Annotated in this window: 20 protein-coding genes and 5 tRNA genes; 13 read left to right on the forward strand and 12 right to left on the reverse strand. The window is 56.1% G+C overall.

The window, feature by feature from the left end:
• Positions 1 to 149: 149 nt before the first annotated feature.
• The 13 genes from LOC22_RS05590 to leuA all read left to right on the forward strand — a co-directional run bounded on the left by LOC22_RS05590 (position 150) and on the right by leuA (position 15,012).
• Positions 150 to 476 (forward strand): DUF883 domain-containing protein, encoded by a 327-nt coding sequence (locus tag LOC22_RS05590; RefSeq protein ID WP_017382769.1) that lies wholly within the window; start codon positions 150 to 152, stop codon positions 474 to 476.
• Between the two features lie 243 nt (positions 477 to 719).
• On the forward strand, positions 720 to 959 hold the full coding sequence (gene nrdH / locus LOC22_RS05595) for a glutaredoxin-like protein NrdH (RefSeq protein ID WP_017382770.1): 240 nt from the start codon (positions 720 to 722) through the stop codon (positions 957 to 959).
• A complete protein-coding gene (nrdI, locus tag LOC22_RS05600; RefSeq protein ID WP_015571656.1) occupies positions 956 to 1,366 on the forward strand; it encodes a class Ib ribonucleoside-diphosphate reductase assembly flavoprotein NrdI in 411 nt (136 codons plus the stop codon). The genes nrdH and nrdI overlap by 4 nt, the downstream gene beginning before the upstream one ends.
• Positions 1,339 to 3,483, forward strand: coding sequence for a class 1b ribonucleoside-diphosphate reductase subunit alpha (gene nrdE, locus LOC22_RS05605; RefSeq protein WP_032669334.1), 2,145 nt, complete (start codon positions 1,339 to 1,341; stop codon positions 3,481 to 3,483). Before nrdI ends, nrdE begins: the two co-directional genes overlap by 28 nt.
• A 9-nt stretch (positions 3,484 to 3,492) precedes the next feature.
• On the forward strand, positions 3,493 to 4,452 hold the full coding sequence (gene nrdF / locus LOC22_RS05610; RefSeq protein WP_017382773.1) for a class 1b ribonucleoside-diphosphate reductase subunit beta: 960 nt from the start codon (positions 3,493 to 3,495) through the stop codon (positions 4,450 to 4,452).
• Positions 4,453 to 4,785: 333 nt separating this feature from the next.
• The gene (proV, locus tag LOC22_RS05615) at positions 4,786 to 5,988 is read left to right on the forward strand and encodes a glycine betaine/L-proline ABC transporter ATP-binding protein ProV (RefSeq protein WP_039269954.1); all 1,203 of its coding nucleotides are present in this window, start codon (positions 4,786 to 4,788) and stop codon (positions 5,986 to 5,988) included.
• Complete coding sequence (gene proW, locus LOC22_RS05620; RefSeq protein ID WP_230239418.1) at positions 5,981 to 7,102, forward strand: glycine betaine/L-proline ABC transporter permease ProW; 1,122 nt, start codon at positions 5,981 to 5,983, stop codon at positions 7,100 to 7,102. The genes proV and proW overlap by 8 nt, the downstream gene beginning before the upstream one ends.
• A gap of 9 nt (positions 7,103 to 7,111) precedes the next feature.
• Positions 7,112 to 8,107, forward strand: a complete 996-nt coding sequence (gene proX, locus LOC22_RS05625; RefSeq protein ID WP_017382774.1) for a glycine betaine/L-proline ABC transporter substrate-binding protein ProX — start codon at positions 7,112 to 7,114, stop codon at positions 8,105 to 8,107.
• A gap of 166 nt (positions 8,108 to 8,273) precedes the next feature.
• Positions 8,274 to 9,458 carry an MFS transporter gene (locus LOC22_RS05630; protein ID WP_017382775.1) on the forward strand — a complete coding sequence of 395 codons (1,185 nt, stop codon included), beginning with the start codon at positions 8,274 to 8,276 and terminating at the stop codon, positions 9,456 to 9,458.
• A 314-nt stretch (positions 9,459 to 9,772) separates the two neighbouring features.
• The gene (gene emrR / locus LOC22_RS05635) at positions 9,773 to 10,303 is read left to right on the forward strand and encodes a multidrug efflux transporter EmrAB transcriptional repressor EmrR (protein ID WP_017694792.1); all 531 of its coding nucleotides are present in this window, start codon (positions 9,773 to 9,775) and stop codon (positions 10,301 to 10,303) included.
• A gap of 130 nt (positions 10,304 to 10,433) precedes the next feature.
• Entirely contained in the window at positions 10,434 to 11,606 is a 1,173-nt protein-coding gene (emrA, locus tag LOC22_RS05640; protein ID WP_017382776.1) for a multidrug efflux MFS transporter periplasmic adaptor subunit EmrA, read from the forward strand.
• 16 nt (positions 11,607 to 11,622) lie between these two features.
• Positions 11,623 to 13,170 carry a multidrug efflux MFS transporter permease subunit EmrB gene (gene emrB, locus LOC22_RS05645; RefSeq protein WP_006811709.1) on the forward strand — a complete coding sequence of 516 codons (1,548 nt, stop codon included), beginning with the start codon at positions 11,623 to 11,625 and terminating at the stop codon, positions 13,168 to 13,170.
• A 186-nt stretch (positions 13,171 to 13,356) separates the two neighbouring features.
• Complete coding sequence (gene leuA, locus LOC22_RS05650; RefSeq protein WP_230239419.1) at positions 13,357 to 15,012, forward strand: 2-isopropylmalate synthase; 1,656 nt, start codon at positions 13,357 to 13,359, stop codon at positions 15,010 to 15,012.
• On the opposite strand, the gene LOC22_RS05655 is transcribed toward leuA, so the two are convergent.
• The 12 genes from LOC22_RS05655 to alaS all read right to left on the reverse strand — a co-directional run bounded on the left by LOC22_RS05655 (position 14,999) and on the right by alaS (position 23,214).
• A complete protein-coding gene (locus LOC22_RS05655; RefSeq protein WP_230239420.1) occupies positions 14,999 to 15,763 on the reverse strand; it encodes an AraC family transcriptional regulator in 765 nt (254 codons plus the stop codon). The genes leuA and LOC22_RS05655 overlap by 14 nt on opposite strands.
• A 53-nt stretch (positions 15,764 to 15,816) precedes the next feature.
• Positions 15,817 to 16,332: an S-ribosylhomocysteine lyase gene (gene luxS, locus LOC22_RS05660; RefSeq protein WP_017382778.1), complete on the reverse strand. Its 516-nt coding sequence runs from the start codon at positions 16,330 to 16,332 to the stop codon at positions 15,817 to 15,819.
• 151 nt (positions 16,333 to 16,483) lie between these two features.
• Positions 16,484 to 18,028, reverse strand: a complete 1,545-nt coding sequence (gene gshA / locus LOC22_RS05665; protein ID WP_023295314.1) for a glutamate--cysteine ligase — start codon at positions 18,026 to 18,028, stop codon at positions 16,484 to 16,486.
• 83 nt (positions 18,029 to 18,111) lie between these two features.
• Positions 18,112 to 18,540, reverse strand: a complete 429-nt coding sequence (locus tag LOC22_RS05670; RefSeq protein ID WP_017692791.1) for a YqaA family protein — start codon at positions 18,538 to 18,540, stop codon at positions 18,112 to 18,114.
• Positions 18,537 to 19,103 (reverse strand): fructose-1-phosphate/6-phosphogluconate phosphatase, encoded by a 567-nt coding sequence (gene yqaB, locus LOC22_RS05675; RefSeq protein ID WP_015571665.1) that lies wholly within the window; start codon positions 19,101 to 19,103, stop codon positions 18,537 to 18,539. The genes LOC22_RS05670 and yqaB overlap by 4 nt, the downstream gene beginning before the upstream one ends.
• Positions 19,104 to 19,220: 117 nt before the next feature.
• Positions 19,221 to 19,297: transfer RNA gene (locus LOC22_RS05680), tRNA-Arg, on the reverse strand.
• A gap of 64 nt (positions 19,298 to 19,361) precedes the next feature.
• Positions 19,362 to 19,438 (reverse strand) — tRNA-Arg (locus tag LOC22_RS05685).
• A gap of 64 nt (positions 19,439 to 19,502) precedes the next feature.
• A tRNA-Arg gene (locus LOC22_RS05690) sits at positions 19,503 to 19,579 on the reverse strand.
• A 64-nt stretch (positions 19,580 to 19,643) separates the two neighbouring features.
• A tRNA-Arg gene (locus tag LOC22_RS05695) sits at positions 19,644 to 19,720 on the reverse strand.
• Positions 19,721 to 19,724: 4 nt separating this feature from the next.
• Positions 19,725 to 19,817, reverse strand: a tRNA-Ser gene (locus tag LOC22_RS05700).
• Between the two features lie 342 nt (positions 19,818 to 20,159).
• Positions 20,160 to 20,345, reverse strand: a complete 186-nt coding sequence (gene csrA, locus LOC22_RS05705; RefSeq protein WP_000906486.1) for a carbon storage regulator CsrA — start codon at positions 20,343 to 20,345, stop codon at positions 20,160 to 20,162.
• A 241-nt stretch (positions 20,346 to 20,586) separates the two neighbouring features.
• Positions 20,587 to 23,214, reverse strand: a complete 2,628-nt coding sequence (gene alaS, locus LOC22_RS05710) for an alanine--tRNA ligase (RefSeq protein WP_015571666.1) — start codon at positions 23,212 to 23,214, stop codon at positions 20,587 to 20,589.
• Positions 23,215 to 23,279 lie beyond the last annotated feature (65 nt).

The following is a 23,279-nucleotide window of genomic DNA, read 5'->3' on the forward strand; positions in this document are numbered from 1 at the left end:
TCATTATCATTCCTGCCCGGCAACCTTACAGTATTCAGCATTAGCAGGGCTTTCAGAATATTCCATAAACTGCCCGATAAGCCGTGACTCGCTTCAGATATTACATTTCTGGACTAAACTAAACGGGAACACAAATTATGGAGGATCGTATGTTTAACAGACCGAACCGAAACGATATTAATGACGACACACAGGATATTCGTAACGATGTCAGCCAATTAGCGGACACGCTGGAAGCCGTATTGAAATCCTGGGGCTCTGACGCAAAGGACGAAGCAGATGCCGCGAAACGTAAGGCTCAGTCTCTGCTGCGTGAAACGCGGGCAAGGATGAATGGCCGCTCACGTACCACTCAGGCGGCCTGCGACATGGCCAGCTGCGCCACCACCTTCGTACGTGAAAAACCACTTTGTACGCTGGGAACGGTCGCGGCGGTCGGGATTTTTGTCGGCGCCCTGCTTAGCCTGCGTAAGTAAGCGCGCGTTCTCAGCCCCGGTCGCCTCAGGCGCCGGGGCTTTTCTTTGCCTGACAGCCTGAAAAACCCGCACAGCCCGCCCTGCCCCGCCAGGCTCATCATTGGGGCCTTATTAATCTGTATTTCCCATATCTTGTGTGGTTGAAACTTATCGCAACTACATCTAGTATTCCCTTTAGCAAGACACACACAACATGACGCGTTTACTCGCGCCGTTCTCTCATTCTAAATGGAAATACGAATCATGAGCATTATTATTTACACTCGTAACGATTGTGTTCAGTGCCACGCCACGAAACGGGCGATGGAGAGCCGCGGCGTGGCATTTGAGATGGTCAATATTGATCAGGTGCCCGACGCGGCAGACACCCTGCGGGCGCAGGGGTTTCGTCAGCTTCCGGTTGTCGTTGCCGGCGACACCAGCTGGTCTGGCTTCCGTCCGGACATGATCAACCGCCTTGCCGCTCAGGGCGTCAGTGCATGAGCACGCTGGTCTACTTTTCCAGCAGCTCGGAAAACACGCTTCGGTTTATGGAGCGTCTCGGGCTGCCCGCGATACGCATTCCGCTGAACGAGCGGGAGCGTATTCAGGTAGACGAACCCTACATTCTGGTGGTGCCCAGCTATGGAGGTGGCGGCACCGCAGGGGCTGTGCCTCGTCAGGTGATCCGCTTTCTGAACGATCCCCATAACCGGCAGCTGATTCGCGGCGTGATCGCCGCAGGCAATCGCAACTTCGGCGAGGCCTTTGCCCGCGCCGGGGATGTCATCTCTCAAAAATGCGGCGTGCCGTATCTCTATCGTTTTGAACTGATGGGGACACAGCAGGACGTAGAGAACGTGCGTAAAGGAGTGAACGAATTTTGGCAACGACAACCGCAGAACGCGTGATTCAGGCGACGCCGGATTACCACGCATTAAACGCCATGCTAAACCTCTATGACCGCGAGGGGCGCATTCAGTTTGGCAAAGATCATGAGGCGGTGGACGCCTTTTTTGCCGCTCATGTACGCCCGAACAGCGTCGTCTTTGGCAGCCAGCAGGAACGTCTCGACTGGCTGGTAAAAGAGGGTTATTACGAAGAGCGTGTCCTCACCCGCTACGACCGCGCCTTCGTGGTGGCATTGTTTGAACGGGCGCACGCCAGCGGTTTTCGCTTCCAGACGTTTCTCGGCGCGTGGAAGTATTACACCAGCTACACCCTGAAAACCTTTGACGGCAAACGCTATTTAGAAAGCTTTGAAGATCGGGTGGTGATGGTGGCGCTGACGCTGGCGCAGGGCGATGAAGCGCTGGCCGAAAGACTCACGGAGGAGATCCTCTCCGGTCGCTTCCAGCCCGCCACGCCAACGTTCCTTAACTGTGGGAAAGCCCAGCGCGGCGAACTGGTCTCCTGCTTCCTGCTGCGTATTGAAGACAATATGGAGTCGATTGGCCGTGCGGTGAATTCGGCGCTACAGCTTTCGAAACGCGGCGGCGGCGTGGCGTTTCTGCTTTCGAACCTGCGGGAAGCGGGCGCGCCGATTAAGCGCATCGAAAACCAGTCTTCCGGCGTCATCCCGGTGATGAAGATGCTGGAAGATGCCTTCTCATACGCCAACCAGCTTGGCGCACGTCAGGGCGCGGGTGCGGTTTATCTGCACGCGCACCACCCGGACATTCTGCGTTTTCTGGATACCAAACGTGAAAACGCCGACGAAAAGATCCGCATCAAAACCCTGTCGCTTGGCGTGGTGATCCCGGATATCACGTTTAAGCTGGCTAAAGAGAATGCCGACATGGCGCTCTTCTCACCGTATGACGTTGAGCGGATTTACGGCAAAGCCTTTGGCGACGTGGCGATAAGCGAGCTGTACGACGAGCTGGTGGCCGACGATCGCATTCGCAAAAAAACCATCAACGCCCGCGATTTCTTCCAGACGCTGGCTGAAATTCAGTTTGAGTCCGGCTATCCGTACATCATGTACGAGGACACGGTGAACCGCGCTAACCCGATTGCCGGGCGCATCAACATGAGCAATCTGTGCTCGGAGATTTTGCAGGTCAACAGCGCGTCCAGCTACGACGAGAACCTCGACTACGCGGACGTGGGCAAGGATATCTCCTGTAACCTCGGGTCGCTAAATATTGCCCATACCATGGATTCACCCGATTTTGGCCGCACGGTAGAGACCGCCATTCGCGGGCTGACGGCGGTATCGGACATGAGCCACATCCGCAGCGTACCGTCCATTGAGGCGGGCAACGCCGCGTCGCATGCCATCGGCCTTGGGCAGATGAACCTGCACGGCTATCTGGCGCGGGAGGGCATCGCCTACGGTAGCCCGGAAGGGCTGGATTTCACCAACCTTTATTTCTACACCATCACCTGGCATGCGCTGCATACCTCGATGATGCTGGCGCGCGAACGCCACCAGCGGTTCGCAGGCTTTGAGCAGTCCCGCTACGCCAGCGGAGAGTATTTCAGCCAGTATCTGGAAGGCGACTGGCAGCCGAAAACCGAAAAAGTACGCGCGCTGTTTGCCCGCGCTGGCATCACCCTGCCGACGCGTGAGATGTGGCAACAGCTGCGTGAAGAGGTGATGCGCTACGGCATTTATAACCAGAACCTTCAGGCGGTGCCGCCAACCGGCTCCATTTCCTATATCAATCACGCCACGTCGAGCATCCACCCCATCGTGTCGAAGATTGAAATCCGTAAGGAAGGCAAAACCGGGCGTGTCTACTACCCTGCCCCGTTTATGACCAACGAGAATCTGGCGCTGTACCAGGACGCCTATGAGATTGGCCCGGAAAAGATCATTGATACCTACGCCGAGGCGACTAAACATGTGGACCAGGGGCTGTCGCTGACGCTCTTCTTCCCGGACACCGCCACCACGCGGGATATCAACAAAGCACAGATCTACGCCTGGAAGAAAGGCATCAAAACGCTGTACTACATTCGCCTGCGCCAGCTCGCGCTGGAAGGCACCGAAATTGAAGGCTGCGTGTCCTGCGCGCTGTAAGGAGAAAGGATGAAACTGTCACGCGTAAGTGCCGTTAACTGGAACAAAATTCAGGATGATAAAGACCTGGAGGTCTGGAACCGCCTGACCAGCAACTTCTGGCTGCCGGAAAAGGTCCCGCTCTCCAACGATATTCCGGCCTGGCAAACCCTGAGCCATGCCGAGCAGCAGCTGACAATCCGCGTCTTTACCGGCCTGACGCTGCTGGACACCATTCAGAATACCGTGGGTGCGCCCGCGCTGATGAGTGATGCGCTGACCCCGCACGAAGAGGCGGTAATGTCGAATATCAGCTTTATGGAGGCGGTGCATGCCCGCTCCTACAGCTCGATTTTCTCCACCCTGTGCCAGACCAGAGACGTGGACGCGGCCTACGCCTGGAGTGAAGAGAGCGCGTCATTGCAGCGCAAGGCAGATCTGGTGCTGGAATATTACCGGGCCGACGAGCCGCTGAAGAAGAAGATCGCCAGCGTGTTCCTGGAATCTTTCCTCTTCTATTCCGGCTTCTGGCTGCCTATGTACTGGTCGAGCCGGGGCAAGCTCACCAACACCGCCGATTTGATTCGCCTCATCATCCGCGATGAAGCGGTACACGGGTATTACATCGGCTATAAGTATCAGAAAGGGCTGGAGAAAGTCAGCGCGGAAAAACGCGAGGAACTCAAAGGTTTTGCCCTCGATTTACTGATGGATCTGTATGACAACGAGCTGAGCTATACCGAAGAGCTGTACGCCGGAACGGGCTGGGAAGAGGACGTAAAAGCCTTCCTCTGCTATAACGCCAACAAGGCGCTGATGAACCTGGGCTACGAAGCGTTATTCCCACCAGAAATGGCGGAGGTGAACCCGGCGATCCTCGCAGCGCTGTCGCCCAACGCCGATGAAAACCACGACTTCTTTTCCGGGTCCGGCTCGTCGTACGTGATGGGTAAAGCGGTGGAGACGCAAGACGAGGACTGGGATTTTTAATGAATGAATTAACGTTCATTAATTAACTCTGCATTTCATTATTTCCAGCCGAATATTCCACTACGTACTACACTGTAATTTCCCCGTCATATTCGCCTGAATCACACCGATTCAGGCGAAATTCTCCCATGCAACAGCAAAAAATTGAGAAAAATTCAAACCGCCCTCAGCCCTTTATTCATGGGAAATTCAGCCGTTTCGCTTGCGGCAAAATTCCGGCCTCAGGCCGGTCCAGGGTTGTCTCAGATTCTGAGTATGTTAGGGTAATGCCAGTTAACTATTTACCATGGTAATCATATCGACATAAACAAATAACAGGACACTCTCTATTGCATGGCAATTAAATTAGAAGTGAAAAATCTTTATAAAGTATTTGGCGAGCACCCGCAGCGCGCATTCAAATATATTGAGAAAGGCCTTACGAAAGAGCAAATTCTGGAAAAAACCGGGCTATCGCTTGGCGTTAAAGACGCCAGTCTGGCCATTGAAGAAGGCGAGATTTTTGTCATCATGGGATTATCCGGTTCGGGTAAATCCACTATGGTTCGCCTTCTCAATCGCCTGATTGAACCCACCCGCGGACAGGTGCTGATAGACGGCGTGGATATCGCCAGAATATCAGACGCCGAACTCCGTGAGGTGCGCAGAAAGAAAATTGCGATGGTGTTTCAGTCATTTGCACTGATGCCGCACATGACGGTACTCGATAATACCGCCTTTGGCATGGAGTTAGCCGGCACGCCCGCTCAGGAACGTCAGGAAAAAGCCCTTGATGCACTGCGTCAGGTCGGGCTGGAAAATTATGCTCATGCGTATCCGGATGAACTCTCCGGCGGTATGCGTCAGCGTGTGGGATTAGCGCGTGCATTAGCGATTAATCCGGACATTTTATTAATGGACGAAGCCTTCTCGGCGCTCGATCCCTTAATTCGCACCGAGATGCAGGATGAGCTGGTAAAATTACAGGCCAAACATCAGCGCACCATTGTTTTTATTTCTCACGATCTGGATGAAGCCATGCGTATTGGCGACCGTATCGCCATTATGCAAAATGGTGAAGTGGTGCAGGTCGGCACACCGGATGAAATTCTCAATAATCCGGCGAATGATTATGTGCGCACCTTCTTCCGCGGCGTGGATATTAGCCACGTATTCAGTGCGAAAGATATTGCCCGTCGAACACCAAACGGCATTATTCGTAAAACGCCAGGTTTTGGCCCGCGCTCCGCGCTGAAGCTGTTGCAGGACGAAGACCGTGAATACGGTTATCTGGTTGAACGCGGCAATAAATTTGTCGGCGTGGTCTCCATCGACTCTCTGAAAACCGCCCTGAGCGAAAACCAGGGAATCGATGCGGCGTTGATTGACGCTCCGCTTGCCGTGGACGCCGAAACGCCGCTCAGCGAGTTGCTCTCTCACGTGGGTCAGGCGCCGTGCGCCGTGCCGGTCGTCGGTGAAGAACAACAGTACGTTGGCATCATCTCAAAGCGGATGCTGCTACAGGCTTTAGATCGCGAGGGGACAAACAATGGCTGATCAATCAAACCCATGGGGCACCACTGAAGCAGCGGACAGCGCGGCGCAATCTGCCGATGCGTGGGGGTCGACGCCTGCGCCTGCCGATGGCGGCGGCGCGGCGCAATCTGCCGATGCGTGGGGGTCGACGCCTGCGCCTGCCGATGGCGGCGGCGCGGCAGACTGGCTCAACAGCGCACCAGCGCCTGCCCCAGAGCATTTCAATATTATGGATCCGTTCCACAAGACGCTGATCCCGCTGGATAGCTGGGTAACGGAGGGGATCGACTGGGTCGTTACCCACTTCCGTCCGGTGTTCCAGGGGATCCGCATCCCGGTGGATTACATCCTGAACGGCTTCCAGCAGCTGATGCTGGGCATGCCCGCGCCGGTGGCGATTATCCTGTTCTCGCTGATCGCATGGCAGTTCGGCAGCGCGGGTATGGGGATCGCCACGCTCATCTCCCTGATTGCCATCGGCGCGATTGGCGCGTGGTCTCAGGCGATGATCACCCTGGCGCTGGTGCTGACCGCCCTGCTGTTCTGCGTGGTGATCGGCCTGCCGATGGGGATCTGGCTGGCGCGCAGCCCCCGGGCCGCGAAGATTATCCGCCCGCTGCTGGATGCGATGCAGACCACGCCAGCGTTCGTTTACCTGGTGCCTATTGTGATGCTGTTCGGCATCGGTAACGTACCGGGGGTGGTCGTGACCATAATCTTCGCCCTGCCACCGATTATTCGCCTGACCATTCTGGGCATTAACCAGGTGCCTGCGGATCTGATAGAGGCATCGCGCTCGTTCGGCGCCAGCCCGCGTCAGATGCTGTTTAAGGTTCAGCTTCCGCTGGCGATGCCGACCATTATGGCAGGTGTTAACCAGACGCTGATGCTGGCGCTGTCGATGGTGGTGATCGCCTCGATGATTGCCGTTGGCGGGTTAGGTCAGATGGTACTGCGCGGCATTGGCCGTCTCGATATGGGGCTGGCGACCGTCGGCGGCGTCGGGATTGTGATCCTCGCCATCATTCTTGACCGCCTGACCCAGGCTGTCGGTCGTGATTCACGTAGTCGCGGCAACCGTCGCTGGTACACCACCGGCCCTGTCGGGTTACTCACCCGCCCATTTACAAAATAAGGAACAACGATGCGACATAACGTACTTTTTGCCACAGCGTTTGCGACCCTTGTCTCCACCAGCGCAGTTGCCGCTGACCTGCCGGGCAAAGGCATTACCGTGCAGCCGGTGCAGAGCACCATTTCGGAAGAGTCCTTCCAGACCCAGATTGTCAGCCGTGCGCTGGAGAAACTGGGCTATACGGTGAATACCGCCAGCGAAGTGGATTACAACGTGGGCTATACCTCCATTGCCTCCGGTGATGCCACCTTTACCGCCGTGAACTGGCAGCCGCTGCACGACGACATGTATGCCGCCGCAGGCGGTGACAAGAAATTCTACCGCGAAGGCACCTTTGTGACCGGCGCTGCGCAGGGATATCTGATCGACAAGAAAACCGCCGATAAATATCACATCACCAATATTGAACAGCTGAAAGATCCGAAGATCGCAAAACTGTTTGATACCAACGGTGACGGTAAAGCCGACATGATGGGCTGTTCGCCGGGCTGGGGCTGTGAAGCGGTGATTAACCACCAGAACAAAGCCTTCGATCTGGCGAAGACCGTCGACGTGAGCCACGGCAATTACTCTGCGATGATGGCCGACACCATCGCCCGCTTTAAAGAAGGAAAGCCGGTGATCTACTACACCTGGACGCCGTACTGGGTGAGCGACGTGCTGAAGCCGGGCAAAGACGTGGTGTGGTTGCAGGTGCCCTTCTCCTCCCTGCCAGGCGAGCAGAAAGATATCGACACCAAACTGCCAAACGGCATGAACTATGGCTTCCCGGTGAACACCATGCATATTGTGGCGAACAAAGCCTGGGCCGAGAAAAACCCGGCGGCGGCGAAGCTGTTCTCGGTGATGAAACTGCCGCTGGCAGACATTAACGCCCAGAACGCGATGATGCACGCGGGTAAATCATCCGAAGCTGATATCAAAGGCCACGTGGATGGCTGGATCAAAGCCCACCAGCAGCAGTTCGATGGCTGGGTGAAAGAGGCGCTTGAGGCGCAGAAGTAAAAAACACAACCCTTACCCCTCACCCTAACCCTCTCCCCAAAGGGGAGAGGGCCGGGGTGAGGGGCTTAACCGCACAATCCACCACGTAACAATTCCCCAACATTCACCATCATTGGTTATTATGTTTCCGGAAAAATAATCACTTAACTCACGATTCCTGAAACTAATGACAAAAACAACTCAAGGGCTTAGCCCCGCACTCATCCTTTTAATGTCCGTGGCAACGGGTCTGGCCGTCGCCAGCAACTATTACGCACAACCACTGCTCGACACCATCGCACGCGCCTTCGATCTTTCAGCCAGCTCCGCCGGGTTTATTGTCACCGCCGCACAGCTCGGCTATGCGGCCGGGCTGCTGTTCCTGGTGCCATTAGGCGATATGTTTGAGCGCCGGATGCTTATCGTCTCCATGACACTGCTGGCGGCGGGCGGGATGTTGATCACCGCCAGCAGCCAGTCGTTAACGATGATGATTATCGGCACCGCGCTGACGGGGCTGTTCTCGGTGGTGGCGCAAATTCTGGTTCCCCTCGCCGCGACGCTGGCTTCCCCGGAAAAACGCGGCAAAGTGGTCGGCACTATCATGAGCGGCCTGCTGCTGGGCATCCTGCTGGCGCGAACCGTTGCCGGGCTGCTGGCGAGCCTCGGCGGCTGGCGCACCGTTTACTGGGTGGCGAGCGTGCTGATGGTTATCATGGCGCTGGCCCTGTGGCGCGGCCTGCCAAAGGTGAAGCAGGAAAATCACCTGAACTATCCGCAGCTCCTCGCCTCCGTTTTCAGCCTCTTTACCCGGGATAAACTCCTGCGCACGCGCGCCATTCTGGGGTGTCTCACCTTCGCTAACTTCAGCATCTTATGGACGTCGATGGCGTTTCTGCTCGCCGCGCCGCCGTTTAACTACTCAGAAGGCGTGATTGGCCTGTTCGGGCTGGCAGGCGCGGCTGGCGCACTGGGCGCGCGCCCGGCGGGTGGGCTGGCCGACAAAGGCAAATCTCATATGACCACCTCCGCAGGGCTGGTTTTACTCCTGCTCTCCTGGGCGGCCATCTGGTACGGACACGTATCTGTGCTGGCGCTGATTGTCGGTATTCTGGTGCTCGACCTCACCGTGCAGGGTGTACATATCACCAACCAGACCGTGATTTACCGCGTGAAGCCGGATGCCCGTAACCGTCTGACGGCCGGGTACATGACCAGCTACTTTATCGGCGGCGCGGCGGGCTCGCTCATCTCAGCCTCCGCCTGGCAGCATGCGGGCTGGACGGGCGTGTGCGCCATCGGCGCCATTGTCGCGGCGATAAATCTGCTGGTATGGTGGCGCGGCTATCACCGTCAGGAAGCAATTCACTAAGTTTTACATTGCTTTGGGCCCCCTGGGGTGTAAAGGGGGCCTGCATCTGTTAAGGTAACGGTAATCATTTATCCCAGAAATTTTACTGTGGGTGACATATTTACTACCGGCATGAATAGTTCAGACCCCTGTCCTCACATCCCCTCTTTCGCGGGTACACACCCCACGCTCTCTGTGCTCACCGGGTCACGGATTTACCCGGCGCTTTCTGATGGTGACATACGTTTGGCGGATATAACCGCACAAATAATTCATTTACATTATTTGTCACTGTCGTTACTATATCGGCTGTAATTAATGAGGTTATGCCCAAAATGGATAGTTCGTTTACGCCCATTGAACAAATGCTTAAGTTCCGCGCCAGTCGTCATGAGGACTTCCCGTATCAGGAAATCCTGCTGACCCGCCTGTGCATGCACATGCAGGGTAAGCTGCTGGAAAATCGTAACAAGATGCTGAAAGCGCAGGGGATTAACGAGACGTTGTTTATGGCGTTGATTACGCTGGAGTCTCAGGAAAATCACAGCATTCAGCCGTCGGAACTGAGCTGTGCGCTGGGGTCATCCCGTACCAATGCGACCCGTATCGCGGATGAACTGGAAAAGCGCGGCTGGATTGAACGCCGTGAAAGCGATAACGATCGCCGCTGCCTGCATCTGCAACTGACCGAGAAAGGTCACGAATTCTTGCGCGAAGTGCTGCCACCGCAGCACAACTGCCTGCACCAGCTCTGGTCTGCCCTCAGCACCGCCGAGCGCGACCAGCTTGAGCACATTACTCGCAAGCTGCTCACCCGTCTGGACCAGATGGATGAAGACGGCGTCATCCTTGAGGCGCTGCGCTAACGCGACGATCCGCTCAACATTCCAGATTGCTAAAAAGAAAAACTGACAGGCCAGCACGTGAAACTGCTGGCCTTTCTGACAACAGGTCGGCTCAGCCGATGTGAAAATAAAAAGATCGTGGAGAACAACAATGAGCGCAAATGCGGAGAACACCCTCCCGCAGCAACCGGCCAACAAAAAGGGCAAACGTAAGAGCGCCCTTATTCTGCTGACCTTGCTCTTTATTATTATTGCCGTGGCATATGGGATCTATTGGTTTTTAGTCTTGCGTCATGTTGAAGAGACAGACGATGCATACGTGGCAGGGAATCAGGTTCAAATCATGGCCCAGGTGTCAGGCAGCGTGACGAAAGTCTGGGCTGATAACACCGACTTTGTGAAAAAAGGCGATGTGCTGGTCACGCTCGACCCGACCGACGCCCAACAGGCGTTTGAAAAAGCACAGACGGCGCTGGCCTCCAGCGTACGCCAGACCCGCCAGCTGATGATCAACAGCAAGCAGCTTCAGGCCAATATCGACGTGCAGAAAACGGCCCTGGCTCAGGCGCAGAGCGACCTCAATCGTCGTGTTCCTCTCGGCACCGCCAACCTGATTGGCCGTGAAGAGTTGCAGCACGCCCGCGACGCGGTGGCCAGCGCACAGGCGCAGCTGGACGTGGCGATCCAACAGTACAACGCTAATCAGGCGATGGTGCTGGGTACCTCTCTGGAAAACCAGCCAGCGGTGAAACAGGCGGCGACCGAAGTGCGTAACGCATGGCTTGCCCTGCAACGTACCAAAATCGTCAGCCCGATGACCGGCTACGTTTCCCGTCGTTCCGTACAGCCTGGGGCGCAGATTAGCACCACCACGCCGCTAATGGCGGTCGTTCCGGCGAACAATCTGTGGGTCGATGCGAACTTCAAAGAGACTCAGCTGGCGCATATGCGTATCGGCCAGACCGCGACCGTGGTCAGCGATATTTACGGCGATGACGTCAAGTACACCGGAAAAGTGGTCGGTCTGGACATGGGGACCGGCAGCGCGTTCAGCCTGCTGCCTGCACAGAACGCCACCGGCAACTGGATCAAAGTGGTACAGCGCTTGCCTGTGCGTATCGAGCTGGATCCTAAGCAGCTGGCAGACCATCCGCTGCGAATTGGCCTTTCCACGCTGGTGACGGTCGATACCGCCAACCGCGACGGTCAGATCCTCGCAAGCCAGGTGCGCAGTACGCCAGCTTATGAAAGTAACGCCCGTGAAATTAGCCTCGATCCGGTCAATAAGCTGATCGATGACATCGTGAAGGCAAACGCCGGTTAAGCCGAAGGTGAGCGTTATGCAACAGCAAAAGCCGCAAAAACCGCTGGAGGGGGCGCAGCTGGTCATTATGACCATTGCGCTGTCGCTGGCGACATTCATGCAGGTGCTGGACTCCACCATCGCAAACGTGGCGATCCCTACGATCGCCGGGAACCTTGGCTCATCGCTGAGCCAGGGGACCTGGGTCATTACCTCGTTCGGGGTGGCGAACGCCATCTCCATTCCCATCACCGGCTGGCTGGCGAAGCGCGTCGGTGAAGTGAAGCTGTTCCTCTGGTCGACGATCCTGTTCGTGCTGGCCTCCTGGGCCTGCGGCATGTCCAGCAGCCTGACGATGCTGATTTTCTTCCGCGTCATCCAGGGGATTGTCGCCGGGCCGTTGATTCCGCTGTCGCAGAGTTTGCTGCTGAACAACTATCCGCCCGCCAAGCGCTCCATCGCGCTCGCGCTGTGGTCGATGACGGTGATCGTCGCCCCAATTTGCGGGCCAATCCTCGGCGGCTATATCAGCGATAACTATCACTGGGGCTGGATCTTCTTCATCAACGTGCCCATCGGTGCGCTGGTGGTGCTGATGACGCTACAGTCTCTGCGTGGTCGCGAAACGCGGACCGAACAGCGGCGGATCGACGGCATCGGGCTGGCACTGCTGGTTGTCGGCATCGGCAGCCTGCAAATCATGCTCGACCGCGGCAAAGAGCTGGACTGGTTTGCCTCTACGGAAATCATTGTGCTGACGGTGGTCGCCGTGGTGGCCATCAGCTTCCTGATTGTCTGGGAGCTGACGGACGATAATCCGATAGTCGACCTCTCGCTGTTTAAATCGCGAAACTTCACCATCGGCTGCCTCTGTATCAGTCTCGCCTATATGCTCTACTTCGGCGCGATTGTTCTGCTGCCGCAGCTGTTGCAGGAGGTGTACGGCTATACCGCAACCTGGGCGGGGCTGGCCTCCGCGCCGGTGGGGTTAATTCCGGTTCTGCTGTCGCCGATTATTGGCCGTTTCGCCCATAAGCTCGACATGCGCAGGCTGGTGACGTTCAGCTTCATCATGTACGCCGTGTGCTTCTACTGGCGCGCGTATACGTTTGAACCGGGAATGGACTTTGGCGCCTCCGCGTGGCCGCAGTTTATTCAGGGCTTCGCCGTAGCGTGCTTCTTTATGCCGCTGACCACCATTACGCTTTCCGGCTTACCGCCTGAGCGGATGGCGGCGGCATCGAGCCTGTCGAACTTCACCCGCACGCTGGCGGGCTCCATCGGGACATCGATCACTACCACACTGTGGACCAACCGGGAATCGATGCACCATGCTCAACTCACCGAAGCGGTGAACCCGTTCAACCCTAACGCTCAGCAGATGTATAGCCAGCTTGAGGGGATGGGGATGACGGAGCAGCAGGCGTCCGGCTGGCTTGCCCAGCAGATCACCAACCAGGGGCTGATTATCTCGGCAAACGAGATTTTCTGGATATCGGCGGGGATCTTCATCGTCCTGCTGGGGCTGGTGTGGTTTGCCAAACCACCGTTTGGGGCCGGTAGCGGGGGCGGTGGGGCGCACTAGCCCTGTGCACGGGTTGCCGGGTGGCGGCTACGCCTTATCCGGCCTACGATCGTAGGCCCGGTAAGCGCAGCGCCACCGGGCAACAATCGCCCCCCCTTGTCCAAAACGCGACAGCGATTGTCAGTTCCGATAAAGCAGTGCGCCTGAAATCGATTCACGATAGTGAAAAGACAACAGGAGCGCACCATGCTGAACACACCCGCCGAAAAATACCAGCCTTACCCCACCCTTTCGTTGCCCGACCGCCGCTGGCCGGAGCAGATTATCACCCGCGCCCCGCGCTGGCTCTCGACCGACTTACGCGACGGTAACCAGGCGCTGGCCGAGCCGATGGACAGCGCGCGCAAGCTGCAATTCTGGGATCTGCTGCTGAGCTGCGGGTTTAAAGAAATCGAAGTCGCCTTCCCGTCCGCCTCGCAGACGGACTTCAATTTTGTGCGTCAGCTGATTGAGGAGAACCGCATCCCGGATGACGTCACCATTCAGGTGTTAACGCAGGCGCGGGACGATCTTATCCGTCGCACTTTCGACTCCCTGCGCGGCGCGAAGCAGGCCACCGTTCACCTGTATAACGCCACCGCCCCGCTGTTCCGCCGTCTGGTATTCGGCATGGAGAAAGCGCAAATCGTCGAGCTGGCGACGCGCGCGACGCGCCTGATTCGTCAGCTGTGTGAAGAGAACCCTGACACCCGCTGGCAGTACGAGTACTCCCCGGAAACCTTCTGCTTTACCGAACCGGAGTTTGCGCTGGAGATTTGTGAAGCCGTGACGGAGATCTGGCAGCCGTGCGCGGCGCGTCCGATGATCGTCAACCTGCCCGCTACCGTCGAGGTGAGCACGCCGAACGTCTATGCCGACCAGATCGAGTATTTCTGCCGCCACTTCAGCCGCCGCAGTGACGTCTGTATCAGCGTGCACCCGCATAACGATCGCGGTACCGGCGTCGCCAGCGCAGAGCTGGCCGTCATGGCCGGGGCTGACCGCGTGGAGGGCTGCCTGTTTGGTAACGGTGAGCGCACGGGCAACGTCTGCCTGGTGACGCTGGCGATGAACCTCTACAGCCAGGGCATTAGCCCGAATCTGGATTTCAGTGATATGAATCGGGTGGTTGAAACGGTAGAAACCTGCAACCAGCTGCCCGTCCATCCGCGCCATCCGTGGGCGGGTCGTCTGGCTTACACCGCCTTCTCCGGCTCGCACCAGGATGCCATCAAGAAAGGTTTCGATGCCCGTAAGCCTGGCGAACGCTGGGAGATGCCCTATCTGCCCGTCGACCCGCAGGATATTGGCTGTACCTATGAAGCGGTGATCCGCGTGAACAGCCAGTCAGGAAAAAGCGGAAGCGCCTGGCTTATTGAGCAAAACCACGGCCTGAAATTGCCTCGCGCCCTGCAACAGGATTTTAGCCAGCACGTGCAGCAGGAAACGGATAACCATGGAAAAGAGATGACGCAGAATGCGCTCTGGCAGCTGTTCCGCGCCCGCTACGGCCTGGTGGCGAGCCCGCCATTAGCGCTGCAATCGTATCGCAGCGACAGCCAGCAGGACGGCCAGCTGCGGCTGACGGCAAGCGTCGCCACGCAAGGGGGCACCCGCCAGCTGGAAGGCCAGGGAAACGGTTTGCTCTCCGCCGCCGCTCACGGCTTAAGCCGCTGGATCAACGCACCGTTTGTGATCAAGGATTATCACGAACATACGTTAGGCGAACGCAGCGACAGCCGCTCGGTGGCCTATATCCGCTGCCTGTTCCAGGATGGGACCAGCCGCTGGGGCGTGGGCATCGACAGCGACGTGGCACGCGCGTCGATTCAGGCGCTTTTTAACGCGGTCAGTCGTTCCTGAAGTAATCGCTGGGTGAGAGACCCATTACCCGGCGAAACATTGCCGTAAAGGCGCTGTGGCTGCCATACCCCAGATCCAGCGCCACGCGTAATACCGGCTGGCCCTGCGCCAGCCGCACTAAGGCTTCCAGCAGTCGCGCCCTTCTCACCCACTCGCCGTAGCTCAGGCCTGTCTGCTGCTGAAAATGGCGGTACAGCGTGCGTTCGCTCATCCCCACAATACCTGCGGCCTGGGCGCTGCTCCAGCTTTCTCCCGGGGCCATTCGAATCTGCTGGCAGAGGTGGCGCAGCGCTTCGCTTTCCGGCTCGGGCAGGTGAAACGGCAGTACCGGCATGAGGCGAATTTCATCGAGGATCAGCTCATAAACACGTTCATCGCGGCTTCCGGGTGCGTAAGATTCAGGAAGCGTAAGGGAGGTCAGGATCAGCTCGCGCAGCAGGGGCGAGATCTGCACGATCTGGCAGGTCGCCGGAAGATCGGCGCGCGCCAGCGGGTCGATAAACAGCGTGCGGGCAGCAACGTTGCCGGTGATGCGCAAGGCGTGCTGCGTACCCGCAGGTAGCCAGACGCCGCGACCGGGCGGCACCACCCAGCAGCCGGATGCGGTATCGACCCGCACGACGCCGGTGAGGCTGTGCAGGAGCTGCGCGCAGTCGTGCTGATGCCACGGCTCGCTGTCGCCATGAGCATAATCATGCGAAAACGGCACAAGCGGGCGATGGGTAAAGGAGAAGGTGGTGGTTGTCGTCATCAGGATTGTAGGCCCGGTCAGCGAAGCGCCACCGGGCATCCACAGGCACGATACTAAATGTGCAGTTCCTGAAGTTTTTCTTTTGGCAGGGCCAGCTCGTCATTGCTGTTTACACGAACATCACGTTCGATGATATGACGGGCAATCTCCTGAGCTTCTTCCAGAGAGTGCATCTGGTAAGTGCCGCACTGGTAAACGTTCAGCTCAGGGATCTGGTTCTGCTCTTTCACCTTCAGCACGTCTTCCATCGCCGCTTTCCACGCATCCGCGACGCGTTTCTCATCAGGCTGACCAATCAGGCTCATGTAGAAACCGGTGCGGCAGCCCATCGGAGAGATATCGATGATCTCCACGCCGTTGCCGTTCAGGTGGTCGCGCATGAATCCGGCGAACAGGTGTTCCAGCGTGTGAATGCCTTTCTCTGGCATCACTTCTTTATTGGGCACGCAGAAGCGCAGGTCGAAAACGGTGATCGTGTCGCCGTGCGGCGTGTTCATGGTCTTCGCCACGCGGACTGCGGGTGCTTCCATACGGGTATGGTCGACAGTAAAGCTATCTAATAACGGCATACGTCACCTCCGATAGTGATTTTTTTAAAATAAACTGAACTCTTCTACAGAATGCGCGTCTGAGTATATGAAAGACGCGCATTTGTTATCATCATCCCTGAATTCAGAGATGTATATTTTGGCCACAGCGATGTGGCCTTTTTCTTTTGGTTCAGGCCTGCTTCGCCAGAAACGCCTCAAACGACTCCGTATCCGCCGCTTCGACCTCTTTCTGACGCACAACGGACGCATCACGCTCTGTCACAAAATCCGCTTCGCTCAGGATCTCTAACGGCTCCTGCATCAGCATCTCACGGTACTCCGCTGAGAGTGAACGCCCTGTGCCACCAATTCCCTGCTCAATCATAGAACGCAGAATACGTGCTGAGAATGTCAGTTCCGGGTTATCAAAGCTTTCAACCAGTTCGTCGCAGACCTTCTGGTAAGCTTCGCCGCCGTACACGCTGTCCAGCGTCTGGGCTACGCGCTTCAGGTCATGGAACAGATCCTTCCCTACCTTAGACAGTGGGAACTGAGCCGTTTCACAGCCAATACCTAACGTCAGACCCGGCTTGCGCCCTTCCAGAATCACGCGATTCCAGTTGGCACGGGTACACAGCAGTTCGTCGGAACTCATTTCCGGCGCATCCGCCAGTACGCACCAGACCATAAACAGGTCAAGGAAGCGAACCTGCTGCTCGTCAACGCCAATCGGTGAGAACGGGTTGATATCCAGCGAGCGCACTTCAATGTATTCGATCCCGCCGCGCTGTAGCGCATCCGACGGCGTTTCACCGCTGCGCGTCACGCGCTTCGGACGAATCGGCGCATACAGTTCATTTTCAATCTGCAACACGTTGGTGTTAATTTGCAGGCGCTTACCGTCTTTTTCGAGGCCGATTTTTTCGTACTCTTCCGACGGGGTTTTTATCGCCCGCTTCAAGCCTGCCACATATTCGTGCAGATCGTTAAACGTAATTCCGAGATTACTTTGCGATTTATTGGTATAGCCAAGGTCGCTCAGGCGCAGGGAGGTCGCATACGGCAGGTAATACATGCCACATTCGGTCTTCTCGAACGGCAGCGTGGTCGGTTTCCCTTGCAGGAACGAAGAACAGACGGCCGGTGACGCGCCGAACAGATACGGAATAACCCAGCCAAAACGGTAGTAGTTGCGGATCAGGCGGAAATAGCCCGCGGAGATCGCTTCTTTATCCGTTTCACCGCACTTCGCCTGCCAGAACGCCATCGGCAGAGAGAAATTGTAGTGCACGCCAGAGATCGTCTGCATCAGTGCGCCGTAGCGATTTTTCAGTCCTTCGCGATACAGCGTTTTCAGCCGACCAATATTCGAGGTGCCGTACTGCGCCAGCTCGATATCCTGCCCCTGCTCGATATAGCACGGCATGCTGAGAGGCCACATACGCTCGTCGCCGAGGTTGCGGGCGGTGAAGCGATGCACGTCGCGCATGATCGTCAGCATATGATCAATATCACCGTCTACTGGCGTGATGAACTCCAGCAGCGCTTCGGCGAAATCGGTTGTGATCCATTTATGTGTCAGCGCCGAGCCTAACGCCTTCGGGTGTCCCGTAGTCGCTAAGCTACCATCCGCATTTACGCGCAGCGTTTCGCGCTCAAGCCCACGCTGAATACCCTTCAGTGCCTGAGGGTGATTTTCCAGCCAGGCCAGCGCCTGTGATACGTCCGGGATCAATTTGACCTCCCGCCTGTCAAAAAATTGTCACTCAGCATAATTGTAATGGTTGACGATTGAAGGTCGCGAATTCATTCCACCAATTAGTGCCACCACGTCATACCCTGTAGTGTTACCCATGCCAGTAAAACATAGCGTAACGCCTTGCCAAGGCACAAAAAAAAGAGCACCGGTCCCCAGGAGATGCGCATCCATCCCGCCAGCAGACACAGTAAATCGCCTATTACAGGCATCCAGCTTAATAACAGCGTGGCAGCGCCATAGCGTTTTAGCCAGCCGACTGCCTTTTCCTGCCAGCGAGATTTTTCGCGTAGCGGAAAGAAACGTCCAAGAATAACGTTAGTCAGCCCTCCAAGGCTATTACCCATTGTTGCTATTAAGACCAGTAACCAGGGCTGACTTACGCCGGACAACAGCATCGCCACCAGCACCACTTCCGAATTCCCCGGTAAGAGGGTGGAGCTTAAAAAACTGCTGGCGAATAATGAAGCGAGTGACAGCGCGTCACTCACAGCAAGCGAACGTCCACCGCCGCCATTCCGGCATCACGCGCGGCCTGAATGCCAAAATCAGCATCTTCAAACACCACGCATTTTGCAGGTGGAACACCCATTAATTCTGCACAGAGCAGGAAGGTATCCGGTGCGGGTTTGTGATGTTTAACATGATCGGCGGCAACGACGGCAGAAAAATAGTGGCGCAGGCCAAGGTGGTTGAGTAGCGCTTCAGCAATCGCGCTCTCGCTGCCCGTACCGACAGACATAGGACGACGCCCGTGCCACTCCTTGACGACGTCAATGAGTGGTAAAGGCTGCACGGTGTCTAACAGTATGGCTTTTACCGCGTCGGTTTTTTCACGCGCGAGCTGATGCGGGTCGAGATCGGCCTGATTCAGCTCAATCACGGCCTGTGCGATACGCCAGGTGGGCGATCCATTGAGGGCAATCATCGCCTGTAAATCGAAACGCATACCGTAACGGCCCAGGACTTCGGTCCAGGCCTGACGATGCGTGGGTTCGGTATCCAGGAGGGTGCCGTCCATGTCGAAGATCAAACCGTCATACTGTGCGTACATCGTGCTCTCGCTAAACGATTAACAAAGCATTACTTTATCGTAAAAGGGGATTTTTGTCGCTGACAGAGAGAGTGATTGCTGACGAAACGTCGAAGGAATAAACAAAGGGGGAGAATATGGTGCATCCGGGAGGATTCGAACCTCCGACCGCTCGGTTCGTAGCCGAGTACTCTATCCAGCTGAGCTACGGATGCATCGGGATTTACTGCTGTACTTCTCGATACTCATATCACTTTAAAAGCAATATGAAGTAAAAAATGGTGCATCCGGGAGGATTCGAACCTCCGACCGCTCGGTTCGTAGCCGAGTACTCTATCCAGCTGAGCTACGGATGCATCGGGATTTACTGCTGTACTTCTCGATACTCATATCACTTCAAAAGCAATATGAAGTAAAAAATGGTGCATCCGGGAGGATTCGAACCTCCGACCGCTCGGTTCGTAGCCGAGTACTCTATCCAGCTGAGCTACGGATGCATCGGGATTTACTACTGTACTGCTCGATATTCATATCACTTCGAAAGCAATATGAAGTAATAGATGGTGCATCCGGGAGGATTCGAACCTCCGACCGCTCGGTTCGTAGCCGAGTACTCTATCCAGCTGAGCTACGGATGCAAAATGGCGGTGAGGCGGGGATTCGAACCCCGGATGCAGCTTTTGACCGCATACTCCCTTAGCAGGGGAGCGCCTTCAGCCTCTCGGCCACCTCACCACACAACGCCTCTTTCGAGTGCTTCGAGCAACTCGTTAAGAGCTTCTCGTCGCTGCGTGGCGCATATATTACTTTCTGGGACTTATAAGTCAAACAATTTTCCACATGCTTTTTTCGTTTGCACAATTCGCACCCAATTCGCATGTAAAAGCCGCAAAGAGAGTGTTTTATAAGCGGATTTTGCAGGCATCTTCACAGAATTGTGTTGAGAGAAGCGCGTCTTTTGGATGAGATAAAATTATGAGAGTGGTCAAAAACGAAGCGTTTGAAATAGAACGGTAACTTTATGCAGGAAAAATAGCAGGAGGGTTGCGTCTCGCCCGACAGCGAGACGCGACAATATCAGTAACTGGACTGCTGGGATTTTTCAGCCTGGATACGCTGGTAGATCTCTTCACGGTGGACAGATACTTCTTTAGGAGCGTTAACACCAATACGTACCTGGTTACCCTTTACCCCTAAAACTGTCACGGTGACCTCATCCCCAATCATGAGGGTCTCACCAACTCGACGAGTCAGAATCAGCATTCTTTGCTCCTTGAAAGATTAAAAGAGTCGGGTCTCTTGTATCCCGGCATTATCCATCATATAACGCCAAAAAGTAAGCGATGACAAACACGTAAAGTGTAAGCAGTCACGGCATCACATTCTGTTAAACGTAAGTTTAGCCGATATACACAAACTCAACCTGACTTTATCGTTATCGATAGCGCAGTGAGCAAGACGCCATAACGTTACCGCTATGGCGTCTGCTTGTGCTTTGTAGTTATTACAGTTTCGCGCTTACCCAGCTTTCAACGCTGGCTAATGCCGCGGGAAGTGCCGCCGCATCCGTACCACCGGCTTGCGCCATGTCCGGACGACCGCCACCTTTGCCACCCACCTGCTGGGCGACCATGCCAATCAGTTCCCCTGCTTTAACACGATCCGTCACATCCTTAGAGACGCCCGCAATCAGAGAAACCTTACCCTCTGCGACCGTTGCCAGCACGATAACCGTCGAACCAAGCTGGTTCTTCAGATCGTCGACCATGGTACGCAGCATCTTAGGCTCAACGCCCGCCAGATCGCTGACCAGCAGTTTGACGCCCTTAATGTCTACCGCTTTGCTGGAGAGGTTTGCGCTCTCCTGCGCCGCAGCCTGTTCTTTCAGCTGCTGGAGTTCTTTTTCCAGCTGACGGGTACGATCCAGCGCGACACGCACTTTTTCGCCCAGGTTCTGACTATCGCCTTTCAGCAGCTGCGCGATCTCGTGCAGCTGGTCGCTCTGCGCATGCAGGCTGGCAATCGCGCCTTCCCCGGTCACCGCTTCAATACGACGCACGCCTGCCGCCGTCCCCGACTCGGAAACGATGCGGAACAAGCCGATGTCACCGGTGCGGGATGCGTGAGTACCGCCACACAGTTCGGTAGAGAAGTCGCCCATGCTCAGCACGCGAACGCGGTCGTCATATTTCTCGCCAAACAGCGCCATCGCACCTTTCTTCTTCGCTGCCTCAAGATCCATGATGTGGGTTTCGATTGGCAGGTTACGACGGATCTGGGCATTCACCAGGTCTTCCACCGCACGAATTTCAGACGGCTTCATTGCTTCAAAATGCGAGAAGTCGAAACGCAGCACTTTGTCATTAACCAGAGAACCTTTCTGTGCAACGTGCGTACCCAGCACTTCGCGCAGGGCTGCGTGCATCAGGTGAGTTGCCGAGTGGTTCAGACGAATGCGCGCGCGGCGAGCTTCGTCAACGTTGGCCTGAACGCCCTCGCCCACTTTCAGGGAGCCGGAAACCAGTTTGCCCTGGTGACCAATTGCCTGACCGTATTTCTGGGTATCGCTTACGCTGAAGCTGAAGCCATTGCCTTTCAGTTCGCCTTTATCGCCAACCTGGCCGCCCGATTCCGCATAGAACGGCGTTTTATCCAGGATAACAACCGCTTCCTGGCCCGCGCTAATGCTGTCTACGGCTTTACCGTCAACAAACAGCGCGGTCACGTTGCTGGTCAGGGCCAGCTCTTCGTAGCCTTTAAATTCAGACGCGCTATCAACGCGGATCATCGCGTTGTAGTCCGCGCCAAAACCGCTGGATTCACGCGCACGACGACGCTGTTCTTCCATTGCGGCTTCAAAGCCTGCTTCGTCAACTTTGATGTTGCGCTCGCGGCAAACGTCCGCGGTCAGGTCAACCGGGAAGCCGTAGGTGTCGTACAGGCGGAAAGCGGTTTCGCCATCCAGCGTGTCGCCCTTGAGTTTCGCCAGCTCGTCGTCCAGCAGCGCCAGACCGCGTTCCAGCGTACGGGCAAACTGCTCTTCTTCGGTTTTCAGAACCTGTTCAACCTGCGCCTGCTGGCGTTTCAGCTCGTCACCGGCAGAGCCCATCACGCCAATCAGTGGCCCAACGAGTTTATAGAAGAAGGTGTCCTTCGCGCCCAGCATGTTGCCATGGCGGATCGCACGACGAATGATACGACGCAGCACATAGCCACGGTTTTCATTCGACGGGATAACGCCGTCAGCAATCAGGAACGCACAGGAACGAATATGGTCTGCGATAACGCGCAGTGATTTGTTGCTCAGATCGGTTGCGCCCGTTACCTCAGCAACGGCTTTGATCAGGGTGCTGAACAGGTCAATCTCATAGTTGGAGTTAACGTGTTGCAGAACGGCCGCGATACGCTCAAGGCCCATACCGGTATCTACGGACGGTTTTGGCAGCGGCTCCATGGTGCCGTCGGCCTGACGGTTGAACTGCATGAAGACGATGTTCCAGATCTCAATGTAGCGATCGCCATCTTCTTCCGCGCTTCCCGGAGGGCCACCCCAGATGTGGTCGCCATGATCGTAGAAGATCTCGGTGCACGGACCGCAAGGGCCGGTGTCGCCCATCTGCCAGAAGTTATCAGACGCGTAAGGCGCGCCTTTGTTGTCACCGATACGGATGATACGTTCGCGCGGGATACCCACTTCTTTTTCCCAGATGTCGAACGCTTCGTCATCGGTCTCATACACGGTCACCCACAGACGCTCTTTCGGCAGATTGAACCAGTTTTCACCGGTCAGCAGTTCCCACGCGTATTGAATGGCGTCGTGTTTGAAATAGTCGCCGAAGCTGAAGTTACCCAGCATTTCGAAGAAGGTGTGGTGGCGCGCGGTGTAACCGACGTTTTCCAGATCGTTGTGTTTACCGCCCGCACGCACGCAACGCTGTGAGGTTGTGGCGCGGGAATAATTACGCTTGTCGAGACCAAGGAACACATCCTTGAACTGGTTCATCCCGGCGTTGGTAAACAGCAGAGTCGGGTCATTGTTCGGTACCAGGGAGCTGCTGGCAACAACCTGGTGTCCCTTACTATGGAAAAAATCGAGAAACGCCTGACGGATCTCAGCGGTGCTCTTGCTCATAATTATCCTGAAATCAAGCTAACGAAATGTCGCAGCAGATCTGTATCTGTAAACAGTTGGACGGA

Origin of the sequence: Enterobacter sp. AN-K1, from assembly GCF_020971765.1 — a bacterium.
GTDB classification, from domain to species: Bacteria; Pseudomonadota; Gammaproteobacteria; order Enterobacterales; family Enterobacteriaceae; genus Enterobacter; species Enterobacter hormaechei_C.